Origin of the sequence: Parazoarcus communis, from assembly GCF_003111645.1 — a bacterium.
GTDB classification, from domain to species: Bacteria; Pseudomonadota; Gammaproteobacteria; order Burkholderiales; family Rhodocyclaceae; genus Parazoarcus; species Parazoarcus communis_A.
In genome coordinates this window covers 4,176,852-4,192,476 of the sequence record NZ_CP022187.1, presented here as the reverse complement: position 1 = coordinate 4,192,476, position 15,625 = coordinate 4,176,852, and the positions used below count along the sequence as shown (strand labels likewise).

Here is a 15,625-nt window from a genome sequence, read left to right as displayed (position 1 = left end):
AAGCAAACATCCGGTGAAGCCAGCCTTGCGGCCAGCTTCACGCTCAGTACTTTCAGGCACCAAAGGGATGACGACGCAGAATGGTCTCGTCACGCTCGGGACCGGTCGAAATCACGTCGATCGGCACTTCGCAGATCTCTTCGATGCGGTGCAGATAGGCACGTGCCTCCTGCGGCAGCGCATCCCAGCTCTGAGCACCAAAAGTCGTGCCACTCCACCCTGCCATGGTTTCGTAGATCGGCTCGCAGCTGGTCACCTCTTCGGAACCCATTGGCAGCAGATCGATACGCTTTCCGTCAAGCATGTAACCGGTACACAGCTTGAGCTCCGGCAGACCGTCGAGCACGTCGAGCTTGGTGATGCACAGACCCGTCACGCCGTTGATGATGATCGAACGCTTGAGGGCAGCCAGATCGAGCCAGCCGCAGCGGCGCTTGCGCCCGGTCACGGTGCCGAACTCACGCCCCTTGGTCGACATCTGCTCGCCCGGCACACCCTTGGTGTCGATATCGAGCTCGGTCGGGAACGGACCGCCACCGACGCGGGTGCAATAGGCCTTGGTAATACCCAGCACATAGTGCAGACGGCCCGGACCCACGCCGGAACCCGCTGCTGCCTGGCCGGCCACGCAGTTGCTCGAGGTCACGAACGGGTAAGTCCCGTGATCGATGTCGAGCAGCGTACCCTGGGCCCCTTCGAACAGCAGGCTGCCACCATTCTTGTTGACCGCATACAGCTCGGCCGAGACGTCGGCGACCATCGGCAGGATCTTCTCTGCGTCGCGCATCGCTTCGTCGAAGACGGTCTGAAAATCGACCGCATCGGCGCCGAGATGCTGGGTCAGCACGAAGTTGTGATATTCGAGGTTGCTCTTGAGCTTCTCGGCGAAACGCTCACGATCGAACAGGTCATACACCCGCAGTGCGCGGCGTGCGACCTTGTCTTCATAGGTCGGCCCGATACCCTTGCCAGTCGTGCCGATCTTGTCGCACGCGGATTTCCTTGCCTCACGGGCGCGATCCAGCGCCGAGTGATAACCAAGAATCAGCGGGCATCCCGGGCTGATGCGCAGGCGCTCACGCACCTTGATGCCACCCGCCTCGAGCGTTGCGATCTCGGACAGCAGGTGGTGAACGTCCAGCACCACACCATTGCCGATATAACAGGCCACGCCCTCGCGCACGATGCCCGACGGCACCAGGTTGAGCTTGTATTCCTTTTCACCGATCACCAAGGTGTGACCGGCATTGTGCCCGCCCTGAAAGCGGACCACGCCCTGGGCGTGATCGGTCAGCCAGTCAACGATCTTGCCCTTGCCCTCGTCGCCCCACTGGGTACCGACAACCACCACGTTCTTCGACATCTATTTACTCTCCCTGAAGCGGCTCGACCGTCCACCGGCCTCCCCGCATCACAAGCTGCCGGTCGCATCCGGCTTCGTTCCAGGTTCCATCGTGACCCGGCAATGTGGTCACGACGATTTCGCCCTGCTCTCGCAGGACGGCAATTTCGGTCAGCAGCGCCGCATCCTGCGCATGTGGCGCAAGAATGGCACCGATCGCTTCGGGGTCAGGCAGACGCAAGGCCAGCTCGCGCAGATCGAGACTGAATCCGGTCGCCGGCCGGGCGCGCCCGAAGGCTTCCGCCACACGGTCATACCGCCCGCCCAGCGCCAGCGCTGCAGGCGATCCACCACCGTAGGCCGCGAACACGACACCGCTGTGGTAATGATAGCCACGCAAATCGGCCAGATCGAAACTGATCGGCAGATCGGCAAGCGCAACCGCCAACTGACGCAGATCGTCGAGCGCGGCAGCAATCTCGGCATCCTTGGGCAGACGGGCAGCAGCCAGCTCAATCACTTCCGGCCCGCCATAGAGCTCGGGCAGCATCAGCAGTGCGCTGCGCACCGGCTCGGCAACATCGACCAGCATCTCGCGCAGCCCGGGGACATCCTTGCTCTGCAGGAGATCGAACAGCATCTCCTCGCGCCCCGGCACCAGTCCGGCACGCCCGGCAAGCGCATGGAACAGGCCCACATGCCCGATGTCGATGCGAGTCGCAGGCACGTCGGCCAGGCGCATCACCTCGGCCAGCAGGCGCAACACCTCGATGTCGGCTTCCATTCCGGCGTGACCGTAAAGCTCGGCGCCGAGTTGCAGCGGCTCGCGGGTCGCGGTCAACGTCGACGGCAAGGTATGCAGCACGCTGCCGCAGTAACACAGGCGCGTCACACCCTGACGATTGAGCAGATGGGAGTCGATACGCGTGACCTGAGGCGTCATGTCCGCGCGCACCCCCATCGTTCTGCCCGACAACTGGTCGACCAGCTGATAGGTACGCAGACGCAGGTCGCGGCCGGCGCCGGTGGTAAGCGAATCGAGATACTCAAGCAGCGGCGGCATGACCTGCTGGTAACCGCGCAGGCGGAAAGCGTCGAGCAGCTTGCGGCGCAGGCCTTCTAGCTTGTCGGCTTCGGACGGCAACGCGTCCTGTATGTGATCGGGCAATACCCAGCGCATGAAAGGCTCAACCAAAGACGTACAACAGGATCAGCCCCGCCAGCATCGACGACAGACCGATAAAGCGGATCTGACCGTCAGCCATGCGGGCGAGACGTAAAAAGGTTTCGCGCCAGGTTGCTGGCGCGACGAAAGGGACGATGCCTTCGATGATCAACATCAGCGCGAAGGCCGTCAGCAGGGTAGCACCCATTGGAGATCAGTTCCGCCCGGTCCCCTTGGAGTTCTTCATGAACTTGAAGAAGTCCGAACTCGGATCGACAACCATCACGTCATCCTTGCCCGAGAAGCTGGCGCGGTAGGCCTCCAGACTGCGGTAGAAGGAGTAGAACTCCGGACTCTGACCAAAGGCTTCGGCATAGATCGCCGTCGCCTTGGCATCACCTGCACCCTTGGTCCGCTGCGCATCACGATAGGCTTCGGCGATGATCACCTCACGCTGACGGTCTGCATCTGCACGGATCTTCTCGGCTTCGGCGGCACCCTGCGAACGCAGTTCGTTGGCAACCCGCTTCCGCTCCGCTTCCATCCGGCGATAGACCGACTCGGACACTTCCGACGGCAGATCGACCCGCTTCAGACGCACGTCGATGATCTGGGCGCCGATCTTGCGCGCATCCTGGTCTGCCTTGGCCCGCATGTCTTCCATGATCTGGTCACGCGCACCGGACACCACGTCGTGCACCGTGCGCTTACCGAACTCTTCACGCAAACCCGCATTGACGGTCTGTGTCAGTCGAATGCGCGCACGCGCTTCATCGCCCGCCACCGACTCGTAGTACAGACGCGGATCGATGATGCGCCATTTCACGAAGTGATCGACCAGCACGTTCTTCTTCTCGGACGTAATGAAACGCTCGGGCTCGGGCGTATCCATGGTCAGGATGCGCTTGTCGAAGTAACGCACGTTCTGGATCAGCGGCAACTTCACGTTCAGGCCGGGCTCGCTGATGACGTCCTTCACTTCACCAAGCTGGAACACGATCGCGAACTGACGCTGATCGACCGTAAAGAGCGACATCGAGGCAACGGCTGCGAGGAACAGCAGCACGCCGCCAATCAGAGACATCTTGTCACGCATCAACGCTCTCCCCGCTCACGGCTGCGCAGCAGGTCGCGACTACGCGGGTCCAGGCTGCCGGCCGGTGCATTGGTTGCTGCAGGCAGGGTCACCTGCGGGTCATTCACAACAGCAGGCGCGATCGTGCCAGCCTGCTGCATGATCTTGTCCAGCGGCAGGAACAGCATGTTCCCGTTGCCCTTGGCATCGATCATGACCTTGCTGGTACTGGCCAGCACCTGCTGCATCGTTTCGAGGTACATGCGCTCACGCGTCACTTCGGGCGCACGCTTGAACTCGGTAAACACCTGATCAAAGCGACTCGCCTCACCCTCGGCGTTTGCGATGACACGCTCGCGGTAGGCATCAGCCTCTTCCAGCAAACGCGAGGCAGTACCACGGGCACGCGGAATGACGTCGTTGGCGTAGGCCTCACCTTCGTTCTTCTGGCGCTCGCGGTCCTGACCGGCCTTGACGGCATCGTCGAACGAAGCCTGAACCTGCTCGGGCGGCTGAGCGTTCTGCATTGTCACACGGCTGATCTGGATGCCGGTCTCGTAGCGGTCGAGAATGCCCTGCATCAGCTCCTGCGCCGTCGCAGCGATCTCTTCACGCCCCTCGTACAGCACGAAGTCCATGCGGCTCTTGCCGACGATCTCGCGCATGCCGGTTTCGGCAACCTGAGCGACAGCCTCGTCCGGGAAGCGGTTGTTGAAGACGTAGTTCTCGGGGCTCTTGAGCACGTACTGGACCGCGAACTGGATGCTGATGATGTTTTCGTCATCGGTCAGCATCAGTGCTTCGCGCAGCGCCTTGTTACGTTCGGAGCCGCGATAGCCGACCTCCACCGTACGCACGCCGGTCAAGTCGACGATCTCGTGCGTCTCGATCGGTGCCGGCAAACGCCAGCGCAGACCAGGATCGGTAGTTTCGGTGAACTTGCCCAGACGCAGGACCACGCCGCGCTGGTTGGCATCCACGGTGTAGAAGCCGCTCGCAAGCCATACGACCACGACCAGCGCCAGCAAGGCACCGATGCCGCCGCCGAACTGCTTGAAGGAGAAATTTGGGAGCTGCGGGCCGTCGCCGCCGCCACCATCGCCGCCACCGCCCGAGCCGTTGTTGCGCCCGTTGCGTTTGCCGCCGAACATGCCGGAAAGACGTTGATTGAAATCGCGCCAGACTTCCTCTAGATCAGGAGGTCCCTGGTTACCGCCGCGATTGCCTTCGCCGCGATCACCGTCGTTTCCGCGGTTACCCCAGCGTGGATCGTTGAGTGACATGAGAATGCCTGTTATCACTGTTGCAATGGAAAGTTATTGACGGAGTCAGCTTGCTGTTCTAGTTCGGGTGCAACTGCCTCTTGCGCGGCCTCGGCCAGCGCAGCGCGAATCAGATCCAGCCCTTCGCCGGTTCTTGCGCTCAAAAAAACGCGCCTGATTCTATCACAGTCATCCCGCTCGACTGCCGCCCCGGCGTGGGTCAGATCAATCTTGTTCCACACCAGAATCTGCGGCACTTCAGCAGCGCCGATCTCCGACAGCACGTCGTTTACTGCCGCAATCTGCGCGTCACGGTCTTCACTCGCCGAATCGACCACATGAAGCAGAAGGTCTGCCTGGGCCGTTTCCTCGAGTGTCGCCTTGAACGCAGCAACAAGCGCATGCGGCAGGTCACGGATGAATCCGACCGTATCCGACAGCACGACGTTCCCCGTGCCGACAAAAAGTCTGCGCGAAGTGGTGTCGAGCGTGGCGAAAAGCTGGTCTGCGGCATAGCCGCCAGCCTTGGTCAATGCATTGAAAAGCGTGGACTTTCCCGCGTTCGTGTACCCCACCAGGGACACCGACAGTACATCCCGGCGATCGCGCGCACGGCGACGGGTACGACGCTGCTTCTCGATCTGCTTCAAGCGCAGCTTGAGCATTTTCACGCGGGTACCGAGCAGGCGACGGTCGGTTTCGAGCTGCGTCTCCCCTGGTCCACGCAAACCGATACCGCCCTTTTGCCGCTCAAGGTGGGTCCAGCCCCGCACCAGACGGGTCGCGAGATGGCTGAGCTGGGCGAGCTCGACCTGCAGCTTGCCCTCGTGACTGCGCGCGCGCATGGCAAAGATGTCGAGGATCAGCGCAGTGCGATCGACGACGCGATGCTGCAGCGCACGCTCAAGGTTTCTTTGCTGGCCGGGCGACAGGGCGTGATTGAAGATGACGAGATCGGCCTCATTCGCACGCAGCGCCTCGGCGATCTCCTCGACCTTGCCGCGCCCGGCAAACAGCGCCGGATCCGGTGCGGCACGACGGCCGGTGACGACCGCCTCCACGCTGGCGCCAGCACTCATTGCCAACAGCTTCAGCTCGGACAGGCGCTCGTCGAACGCCCCCTGGCGCAGGTCGAGCTGAACGAGAACGGCCCGCTCGCCACTTCCGGGACGCTCAAACATCGTGCGCAACCCCAGCGGACAGGTTCAGGCCCTTCAGCAAAAACGGGAGGGAAATCAGTTGGCGCCCTCGCCCGGCTCCTGCTGCTGAATGGTCACCGGACGGGCGGGTACGACGGTGGAGATGGCGTGCTTGTAAACCATCTGCGTGACGGTATTCTTGAGCAGTACGACGTACTGATCGAAGGATTCGATCTGGCCCTGCAGCTTGATGCCGTTCACGAGATAGATCGAAACCGGGACATGCTCACGGCGCAGGGTGTTCAGGAACGGGTCTTGTAGAAGTTGCCCTTTATTACTCATTGTGGAACCTCGATATTTTGTGTTTATAAGAATGTATAGGATTTATTGCTGCACCGCCACATGACAGTATGCGGCCAAATCCAGGTGTGGATACAAGGATTTTGCCAGTCAGGCCTTGGTCGCATACGGATTGTGCGCAGTACGGAACTGGATGCGCAAGGGGGTACCCTGCAGCTTGAATGCTTCCATGAAGGCACGCTCAAGGTAGCGCACATATGACGTTGGCAGATTCTCCAGCGAATTTCCGTGGATCACGATGATCGGCGGGTTCATGCCGCCCTGGTGGGCATAGCGCAGCTTCGGGCGCGACGTGCCATGTCGCGGCGGCGCCTGCTTGGCGATGGCGGCCTGCATGATCCGGGTCAGCTGCGGCGTCGACAGATTCGACATCGCCGCGGCATATGCAGCATCGACCGACTTCAGCAGCCCGCCCACGCCATCGGACCTGAGCGCGGAGATCTGGTGAAAGCGGGCGAACGACAGGAAGCCCAGCTTGCGCGTGATCTCCTGCTTGAGCTGGTCGCGCTGATAATCGTCGACGGCATCCCACTTGTTGATCGCAACAACGAGCGCCCGCCCTGCTTCCAGCACGAAACCGGCGATATGCGCATCCTGGTCCGAAATATCCTGCGATGCATCCAGCACCAGCACGGCGACGTTCGCCTCCTGGATGGCTTGCAAGGTCTTGATCACCGAGAACTTTTCAACCGCTTCGAACACGCGGCCACGACGGCGCAGACCTGCGGTATCGATCAGGGTGTAGTTCTTGCCACCGCGCTCGAACGGTATCGCGATTGCGTCACGGGTCGTGCCCGGCAAGTCGAACGCGATCACGCGCTCTTCCCCGATCAGGGTATTGACCAGCGTGGACTTGCCGACGTTGGGACGGCCGACGATGGCGACCGCCGGTCCACTGTCCTCGCTTGACTGGGGATCATCGTCCAGCGGAAAGGGCGCGAGCACGAGATCGATGAGCTGCTTGATGCCATCGCCATGAGCCGCGGACACAGGCAAGGGCGCGCCAAAGCCAAGCGCGTGAAAATCCGCCGACGCGAGCGAGCGCTCCAGACCTTCGGCCTTGTTGACCACGAGGTGCACCGGACGCCCGGAGCGGCGCAGGCGCGCCGCGATCTGCTCGTCGTGGGGCGTACGCCCTGCGCGACCGTCCACCAGGAACAGGAGCACGTCGGCCTCAGCGATTGCCTGCTCGGCCTGCCGTGCCATTTCGTGCATGATGCCGTCCTTGGCGACCGGATCGAAACCGGCCGTATCGACGACGAGGTAGTCACGATCGCCGACGCGCCCGATGCCGTAGTGGCGATCGCGGGTGAGGCCGGGCTGATCGGCCACCAGCGCATCACGCGTGCGGGTCAGCCGGTTGAACAGGGTCGACTTGCCCACATTGGGACGGCCGACGAGGACGATGGTAGGTTTCACTGAGCGTATTCCGACTTAACGCACGTCGTAGGCGACAATATCGCCATCGCGCGTCTGAACCACAAAACCACTGCCCAGCAGTCGCAGATCAGCGACCACCGGGCTGCTGTCGGCGCGGTCACGGGCCACAAAGGCACCGTCCTCACGACTGAGCAGATGGATATATCCTTGGCCATCGCCGACAACGACATAGTCGCCGACGATGAGGGGGCGCGACACCGCCCGCCGAAGCAGTGCATCCTGCTTCCACATGCTTGCACCACTATAGACATCGAGCGCGTTCACCGCATCGTGGTCATCCGTAATGATCGCGAAGCGGGCGTCGCGATCCATGCCGACGCTGCTCGAGAACTCGCGCGACCACAGGGCATTGCCGTTGCTGCCGTCAAAGCAGGCGGCCCGCCCCTGATAGGTCACTGCGCACACTTCGCGCCGGCCGATGACTGGCGTTCCGGCCACGTCAGCAACGCGCTCGAGTTCGGTTGAGCCACGCGGCGAAGCCACGCTCAACTCCCACAGCGCGCCGCCGTTGGCGAGGTTCACCGCGACCATCTTGCCGCCCGGGAAGCCGGCGAGAGCCACGCCGCCCTCGAGCACCACGCCCGCGTAGGAGCGCAGGGCAAGCGGCGGGTTGTTGCGCTGATAGACCCAGCGCTTGCTGCCGTCACGCGCATTGAGCGCGATCAGACGGTGATCGGAACCACGCAACACCACCACATCGTCGTTGACCGCCGGCGGCGCCAGCACTTCGGCACCAATCGGTGCGCGCCAGCGCTCCGAACCGTTGGCCGCATCGTAGGCAATTGCCACACCCGAAACCGTCACCACCACGGCAAGCTTGCCGTCGCTGCCGACGCCGGCAGACAGGTCGGTGTCGGCGTCGGCACGCCACACTGCCCGCCCTGCCTCGAAGCGGGCAACATCACCATCGGTGGCAGCCGCATAGACACTGTCACCCACGACGGCGGGATGGAACACATAGGGACCGGACTCACCAATACTCGCTTGCCAGACCACACGCAGTCCGGCAGTCGGCTTGAAGTCGACGAGCTCCGCGGGCTTGGGCGCGCTGCTTGCGAAAGGATTCAGCGAAGAACAACCGGCAAGCAACACAAATGCGCCCAACAGCGGCACGGTGCGCAGGGATGAAAATTTCATGGCTCAACCTTCCAGCGATTCAAGTTTGATGCGCACCACCTCGCGCAGGGTCACCGCCTCTTCGCCAGCGGTAGCCAGCGCATCGATCGCGGCCTGATAGGCAACGCGGGCCTCGGCCGGCTTGCCCTGGGCGGCAAGCGCATCACCGCGCAGATCTTCGAAACGGGCCTTGTACGCACTGTCAGGAACCGGCTGCAGCCGCGCCAGGGCCTTGTCGGCCGCGTCCTGCTGCAACAGCACGGCTGCGAGACGCAGACGCGCAAGCTCACGCAATGCGGGGTCCTTGCCTTCATCCGCGGCCCACTCGAGCTGCGAGCGGGCATTGTCCAGATCGCCCTTGGCAAACTGCACCGAGGCGGAAAGCAAGGCGCCGAGCTGAGCGTAGGCGGTGCCGCCGTAGTCGCCGATCAGACGTCCGGCTGCATCACGTGCCTTCTGCGCATCCTGCTCGGCCGCGGCCTGCTGCAGGCTGTAGTAGACGGCACCGGCTTCAGCCGCAGTCTTGTTGGAGTACCACTGCCAAGCCTGCCAGCCGACCGATGCCAGCGCAGCCACCACCGCAATCGTCGTCACCAGCTTGCCATACTGCGCCCACCAGGCCTTCAGTTCGGAAATCTGCTCCTGCTCTTCCAGGTCATACACCGCCATTGTCAGCCCCTTCGTCGCCTTGTTCGTTAAACAGGACCTCTGCCACTGTCTCAGCCAGCAGGTCCAGTGCTACACGTTGCTGCGCACCGCGTCCGCGCAAGGGCTTAACGCCCACTTCACCCGCCGCAGCCTCGTCCTCACCGATCACGAGCGCGACCGCAGCACCGCTGCCGTCGGCCTTTTTCATCTGCGACTTGAAGCTGCCGCCACCACAGTGCAGCGTCGCCGCAAAGCCGTGACCACGCAGCGCCTCGGCAGCGCGGAAGGCCAGGCGCCGCGCTTCGTCACCCATGTGCACGACGTAAACATCGGGCACCACGCGCTCGGCCTCGCCGCCGCATTCCTTCCACAAGGCGAGCAGGCGCTCGACCCCCATGGCAAAACCGGCTGCAGGCTGGGGCTTTCCGCCGAGCTGGCTGACCAGTCCGTCGTAGCGGCCACCGGCACAGATGGTGCCCTGCGCGCCCAGCCGGGTAGTGACCCACTCGAACACGGTGCGGTTGTAGTAATCGAGGCCCCGTACCAGCCGATGATTGATCCGGTACGGAATACCGGCGTCCTTGAGCAGCACCTGCACGGCTTCGAAGTGCTCGCGCGACTCGTCGCCGAGATAGTCAGCCAGCTTCGGCGCGGCCTCGACGATGTCCTGCAGGTCGGGATTCTTGGTATCGAGGATGCGCAGCGGATTGGAGTACAGGCGACGCTTGCCATCCTCGTCCAGGCGATCCTGATGCTGTTCCAGATACGTGATCAGCGCCGCACGGTGCAGGGCACGCTCTTCTGCCGAGCCCAGCGAGTTGATCTCGAGCCGGACATCTTCGAGCCCGAGATCGTCCCACAAGCGGGCACACATGATGATGTGCTCGGCATCGATATCCGGACCGGCAAAGCCGAGGGCTTCGATGCCGATCTGGTGAAACTGCCGGTAACGGCCTTTCTGCGGACGTTCGTGACGGAACATCGGGCCGTGGTAGTACAGGCGCTGCGGGCCGCCAGACGCCACCAGGTTGTGCTGGATCGCGGCACGCACGCAGGACGCGGTGCCCTCGGGGCGCAGCGTGAGGTGTTCCCCGTTGAGCGCGTCCTCGAACGAATACATTTCCTTCTCGACGATATCGGTCACTTCGCCGATGGCGCGCTTGAACAGCGGCGTCGGCTCGACGATCGGCATGCGGATCGGGCGGTAGCCGTAGCTGCGCAACCAGTCGCGCACGATGTCTTCGAAGTGTTCCCAGATTTCGGCCTCGTCGGGCAGGATGTCGTTCATCCCGCGTACGGCCTGCAAGGTCTGACTCATTGATGATTCTGCTTGTCGTTGTCTTGTTCTTGTCGGGGCCGGCGTTCAACCGGCCTTGCGGGTGTAGCGGGTGGCGACGTAATCGTCCACGATCGCCTTGAATTCGGCGGCGATATTGTCGCCACGCAGGGTAACCGTCTTCTGCCCGTCAACAAAGACCGGAGCAGCCGGCGTTTCACCGGTACCGGGCAGCGAGATACCGATGTTGGCATGCTTGCTTTCGCCCGGACCATTGACCACGCAGCCCATCACCGCGAGCGTCATGTTCTCGACGCCGTCGTACTGGTCACGCCAGGTCGGCATCTGTTCGCGCACGTAGTTCTGAATGCCTGATGCCAGCTCCTGGAAGAAGGTGCTGGTCGTACGTCCGCAGCCGGGACAGGCCGTGACCATCGGCGTGAACGCACGCAGACCCATGGTCTGCAGGATCTCCTGCGCCACCACCACTTCCTGGGTGCGGCTGCCGCCGGGCTCGGGGGTGAGCGAGATGCGGATGGTGTCGCCGATACCTTCCTGCAGCAGCACGGCCAGCGCGGCGGTGGAGCCAACGATGCCCTTGCTCCCCATGCCGGCCTCGGTCAGCCCGAGGTGCAGCGGATAGTCGCAGCGCACGGCGAGGTCGCGATACACGGCAATGAGGTCCTGCACGCTCGACACCTTGGCCGACAGAATGATGCGATCGCCCGCCAGACCATATTCCTCGGCCTTCGCGGCCGATTCGAGCGCAGACACCACGAGCGCCTCGCGCATGACCGCACCAGCGTCGCGCGGCTCGGCACGCGTCGCGTTCTCGTCCATGATCCGCGCCAGCACTGACTGGTCGAGACTGCCCCAGTTGACGCCGATGCGCACCGGCTTGTCGTACTTGCACGCAATCTCGACGATGGCAGCGAACTGCGGATCGCGCTTGCTGCCCGCACCAACGTTGCCGGGGTTGATACGCAGCTTGGCCAGCGCCTCGGCGCAGGCGGGGTGCTTCGACAGCAGCGTATGGCCGTTGTAGTGGAAATCGCCCACCAGCGGCACATCCATGTTCAGCGCCAGCAAGCGGTCGCGGATATGCGGCACCGCACGTGCGGCCTCTTCGTTGTTTACCGTGATGCGAACCATCTCGGAGCCGGCGCGGGCGAGTTCGGCCACCTGCATCGCGGTACCGAGAACGTCGGCGGTGTCGGTGTTGGTCATCGACTGCACCACCACCGGAGCCCCTGCGCCCACGGCAACCTGTCCGATACGGACCAGGCGCGTGCAGCGGCGTGGGGAGGGCGCGGAAATCGGGCTGGATTGCGTCATGTCATTGAACCGTGAGACGTGCGACCGAAACCTTGGTGTGAGGCACAAGGTCTACAGGTTTACCGTTGAATTCGAGCCGGACGCTGCGCGCATTGCCGATCACGAGCGCAAACGGCGGCGCCCCCTGAACGGTCCGCGAGCTTCCGGGAACGCCGATGCCCGAGAACAGGATTGCGCCAGATGCGTCCTTCACTTCGACCCAGGACTCACCGGAGAACACGAAGCGTAGCGGCGGTGGCGCATCGGCGGCAGGCGCTGCAGCATCGGCGGCAGGCGCTGCTGCATCGACCGGTACACCAGCAGAGACGGCGGGATCGGCCACTGGCGGCACGACCGGCGCAGCCGCGGCAGCAGGCGCCGGAGGCGTTGCAGATTCCGGCACAGCCACGAGCGCTGCGGCGGGCTCGGCAAGCGGCTGATCAAGCTCAACCTCGACCGGCGCAGACGCAGCCAGCGCTTCTTCCGCCTCGCTCTGCGTCATGGGCGCCACGCCTGGCTCGATGACGTCGACTTCGGACTGCGTCGGCGCCTCGAACCAGCCGAAGTACCCGCCGGCCGAAATCAGCACCAGCAGCAGGCCTGCAACCACCGCCGCCGGCACAACGTTGAACTTGAATCCGCGATTGGCGGGCATGTCGCCTTCGGCGTTCGAAACCGGCGTCAGGTCGACTGCTGCGGACGCTTCGGCCCCAACCGCAGCCAGCACCACCTCCGGGTCCAGACCCAGATGCCGGGCGTAATTGCGCACGAAGCCGCGCACGAATGCCGGCCCCGGCAGGATCTCGTAATGCCCGCTCTCGATCGCGACCAGCTGTCGCATCGAAAGCTTCAATGCCTGAGCGACCTCTTCAAGCGACTCGCCACGCACTTCGCGCGCCTTGCGCAGCATGGTACCGGCAGGCGTCTGTGCGGTTTCCGTCATCGTGACGGTCTCGGACTGCGTGCTACTCACTCGTACTTCCCTTGCATCATCAAGACATGTTCTGCGGAATCGGCAAACCGGCTACGCAACTGTTCGGCATAACTGGCCTCGGCATTGCGCTCTCCCAGCTTGCGCGCGGTACGCAAGCCGAGCCAGACCGATGCAGCCGTTGGCCTGAGCTGCTGATGCAAACGGTTGAGCTGTTCGTGCGCAGTCTGAAAGTCGCCCCGCCGATACGCGATTGCAGCCAGTTGATAGAGCGCCTCGCCATTGGCCGGATCGGCCTGTATCGCGAGCATGAACTGCTGCTGCGCCTCCGCGTCCCTGCTCAGCCGCAGATTGCACAGGCCTGCATTGGTGTACGGGCGCGTCGGATAACGATAGTAAGGGTTACGGGCAGCGCGGGCAAAGCGCTCCAGCCCCTCGGTCTCACGCCCCTGCAGGCACAGAAACCAGCCGTAACTGTTGTTGAAGTCGGGATCGCCAGGCGCGGCATTGAGAGCCCGGGTAAAGTACTCCCCAGCCGAGCCGTTCTCGTCGATCATCATGTAGGTCAGCCCGAGGAGATGAAAGGCCGGCGCATAAGACGGGCTTTCAGCCAGGGCGAGCCTGCCCTCGTCGAGCGCGACGTCATAGCGCCCGATCTCGAAATAGGCCTGACCGAGATCCACATGGACGCGAGCGCGAGCATCAGGCCCGGCCGCCGGCTGAACATCCGACATCGGACGCGATACGCCGACCGCATCGCCGCTGATGCTGGAAGTCGGCGCCGTGACGCAGCCCCCCAGGCCAAGCACCGAAACCAGCAACACCAGCGGCAACATCCTGAACGTCATCAGCGAACCTCCGTCGACTGCTTCAGGCGCACCACCGTGCGCCGGGTTTTGTCCTGAACCTGACCGGCCAACTGGCCGCAGGCAGCATCGACATCGTCACCACGCGTCTTGCGCGTCGTGGTCACGATACCGGCATCGATCAGGATACCTGCAAAGCGCCGAATACGGTCCGCAGGGGAGCGCAGGAAACCCGAATTGGGGAAGGGGTTGAAGGGAATCAGATTGAACTTGCATGGCACGTCACGCACCAGCGCAACCAGTTCGTGCGCATGCGCATCACTGTCATTGACGCCTTCGAGCATGACGTATTCGAAGGTGACAAAGTCACGCGGCGCACGATCGAGATAGCGTACGCAAGCAGCCATCAACTCACGCAGCGGGTACTTCTGGTTGATCGGCACCAGACGGTCACGCAGCGCGTCATTGGACGCATGCAGCGATACGGCCAGCGCAACCGGACATTCGTCGCGCAAGCGGTCCATCGCGGGCACGATGCCTGAGGTCGACACCGTCACCCGCCGGCGCGAGAGCCCGTAAGCGTGATCGTCGAGCATCAGGCGCAGTGCGGTCACCACGTTGTCGAAATTGGCGAGCGGCTCGCCCATGCCCATCATAACCACGTTGCTGATGATGCGGCCATTGTCCTTCTCGCCCGACTCGAGGTCGGCCGCCTCGTCGCGCGCAGCCCCCAGCAACTTGTTCGCAAGCCACAGTTGGCCGATGATCTCGGCCGCGTTCAGGTTGCGGTTGAAGCCCTGCTTTCCCGTGGAGCAGAAGGCGCAATCGAGCGCACAGCCTGCCTGCGAGGAAATGCACAGCGTGCCGCGGCTGGTTTCGGGAATGAACACCGTCTCCACCGCATTGGCGTTACCGACATCGAGCAGCCACTTGCGCGTACCGTCGGTCGATACCGAATCGCGTACCGGCACCGGCGGCTGGATCAGGGCAACATCCTTGAGTTTCGCCCGCAGCGATTTCGCCACGTCGGTCATCGCGTCGAAGTCGTCGCAGCCTTCATGATGCATCCAGCGCATCACCTGGCGCGCGCGAAACGGCTTCTCGCCCATCCCGGAAAACCAGGCGACGAGACCATCGACATCGAAATCGAGCAGATTGACCGGTTTATTCATCATTACCTCCAATGCAAACGGCCCGCACGCGCGGTTCGCGGCGCATCACCGCGAAGCGGGCGAAGCGGGCCAGAAGCATGGACCGCTTAGCGGGAGTAAACGTTCATGCCCGGGAAGAAGAAGGCGATTTCGTTCGCAGCCGTTTCCGGAGCGTCGGAACCGTGCACGGCATTGGCGTCGATCGAATCGGCGAAATCGGCGCGGATGGTGCCCTTGTCGGCCTTCTTCGGGTCGGTGGCGCCCATCAGCTCACGGTTCTTGGCAATGGCGTTCTCGCCTTCCAGGGCCTGGATCATCACCGGGCCGGAAACCATGAAGGACACCAGATCCTTGAAGAAGGGACGCTCTTTGTGGACGGCGTAGAATTGGCCGGCCTCGAGCTCGGACAGGTGAACCATCTTTGCTGCGACAATCTTCAGGCCGGCTTCTTCGAAGCGGGCGTAAATCTGGCCGATCACGTTCTTGGCAACTGCGTCGGGCTTGATAATGGAAAGGGTGCGTTCAATGGCCATGGGGACAGCTCCGGTCTATGTTGAAAAAAGCCTCGTATTTTAGCAGGTTTTAGGGAACCGCCGCATG

The 15,625-nt window shown here is 63.0% G+C and carries 16 protein-coding genes; all 16 read right to left on the bottom strand.

Features of this window, described 5'->3' with window-relative positions; translation table 11 throughout:
• Positions 1–52: 52 nt before the first annotated feature.
• Positions 53–1,363 carry an adenylosuccinate synthase gene (locus tag CEW83_RS19120; RefSeq protein ID WP_108950779.1) on the bottom strand — a complete coding sequence of 437 codons (1,311 nt, stop codon included), beginning with the start codon at positions 1,361–1,363 and terminating at the stop codon, positions 53–55.
• A gap of 4 nt (positions 1,364–1,367) precedes the next feature.
• Positions 1,368–2,522 (bottom strand): ATP phosphoribosyltransferase regulatory subunit, encoded by a 1,155-nt coding sequence (locus CEW83_RS19115; protein WP_108950778.1) that lies wholly within the window; start codon positions 2,520–2,522, stop codon positions 1,368–1,370.
• A 7-nt stretch (positions 2,523–2,529) separates the two neighbouring features.
• Positions 2,530–2,715 carry a DUF2065 domain-containing protein gene (locus tag CEW83_RS19110; protein WP_108950777.1) on the bottom strand — a complete coding sequence of 62 codons (186 nt, stop codon included), beginning with the start codon at positions 2,713–2,715 and terminating at the stop codon, positions 2,530–2,532.
• A gap of 6 nt (positions 2,716–2,721) precedes the next feature.
• Positions 2,722–3,603, bottom strand: coding sequence for a protease modulator HflC (gene hflC / locus CEW83_RS19105; RefSeq protein ID WP_108950776.1), 882 nt, complete (start codon positions 3,601–3,603; stop codon positions 2,722–2,724).
• Entirely contained in the window at positions 3,603–4,865 is a 1,263-nt protein-coding gene (gene hflK / locus CEW83_RS19100) for an FtsH protease activity modulator HflK (RefSeq protein WP_108950775.1), read from the bottom strand. The genes hflC and hflK overlap by 1 nt, the downstream gene beginning before the upstream one ends.
• A 14-nt stretch (positions 4,866–4,879) precedes the next feature.
• A complete protein-coding gene (hflX, locus tag CEW83_RS19095; protein WP_108951530.1) occupies positions 4,880–6,025 on the bottom strand; it encodes a ribosome rescue GTPase HflX in 1,146 nt (381 codons plus the stop codon).
• A gap of 54 nt (positions 6,026–6,079) precedes the next feature.
• Entirely contained in the window at positions 6,080–6,325 is a 246-nt protein-coding gene (gene hfq / locus CEW83_RS19090) for an RNA chaperone Hfq (protein WP_108950774.1), read from the bottom strand.
• Between the two features lie 108 nt (positions 6,326–6,433).
• The gene (der, locus tag CEW83_RS19085; protein WP_108950773.1) at positions 6,434–7,762 is read right to left on the bottom strand and encodes a ribosome biogenesis GTPase Der; all 1,329 of its coding nucleotides are present in this window, start codon (positions 7,760–7,762) and stop codon (positions 6,434–6,436) included.
• 15 nt (positions 7,763–7,777) lie between these two features.
• Entirely contained in the window at positions 7,778–8,920 is a 1,143-nt protein-coding gene (gene bamB, locus CEW83_RS19080) for an outer membrane protein assembly factor BamB (RefSeq protein WP_108950772.1), read from the bottom strand.
• Positions 8,921–8,923: 3 nt separating this feature from the next.
• Positions 8,924–9,568: a YfgM family protein gene (locus tag CEW83_RS19075; protein ID WP_108950771.1), complete on the bottom strand. Its 645-nt coding sequence runs from the start codon at positions 9,566–9,568 to the stop codon at positions 8,924–8,926.
• Positions 9,555–10,865, bottom strand: coding sequence for a histidine--tRNA ligase (hisS, locus tag CEW83_RS19070; RefSeq protein WP_108950770.1), 1,311 nt, complete (start codon positions 10,863–10,865; stop codon positions 9,555–9,557). The genes CEW83_RS19075 and hisS overlap by 14 nt, the downstream gene beginning before the upstream one ends.
• Before the next feature lie 45 nt (positions 10,866–10,910).
• Complete coding sequence (gene ispG, locus CEW83_RS19065) at positions 10,911–12,158, bottom strand: flavodoxin-dependent (E)-4-hydroxy-3-methylbut-2-enyl-diphosphate synthase (RefSeq protein WP_108950769.1); 1,248 nt, start codon at positions 12,156–12,158, stop codon at positions 10,911–10,913.
• Between the two features lies 1 nt (position 12,159).
• A complete protein-coding gene (locus tag CEW83_RS19060; RefSeq protein ID WP_159099504.1) occupies positions 12,160–13,110 on the bottom strand; it encodes a helix-turn-helix domain-containing protein in 951 nt (316 codons plus the stop codon).
• Positions 13,107–13,916, bottom strand: a complete 810-nt coding sequence (gene pilW / locus CEW83_RS19055) for a type IV pilus biogenesis/stability protein PilW (RefSeq protein WP_108950767.1) — start codon at positions 13,914–13,916, stop codon at positions 13,107–13,109. Before pilW ends, CEW83_RS19060 begins: the two co-directional genes overlap by 4 nt.
• Entirely contained in the window at positions 13,916–15,046 is a 1,131-nt protein-coding gene (gene rlmN / locus CEW83_RS19050) for a 23S rRNA (adenine(2503)-C(2))-methyltransferase RlmN (protein WP_108951529.1), read from the bottom strand. The genes pilW and rlmN overlap by 1 nt, the downstream gene beginning before the upstream one ends.
• A gap of 86 nt (positions 15,047–15,132) precedes the next feature.
• Complete coding sequence (gene ndk, locus CEW83_RS19045; protein ID WP_108950766.1) at positions 15,133–15,558, bottom strand: nucleoside-diphosphate kinase; 426 nt, start codon at positions 15,556–15,558, stop codon at positions 15,133–15,135.
• Between the last annotated feature and the right edge of the window lie 67 nt (positions 15,559–15,625).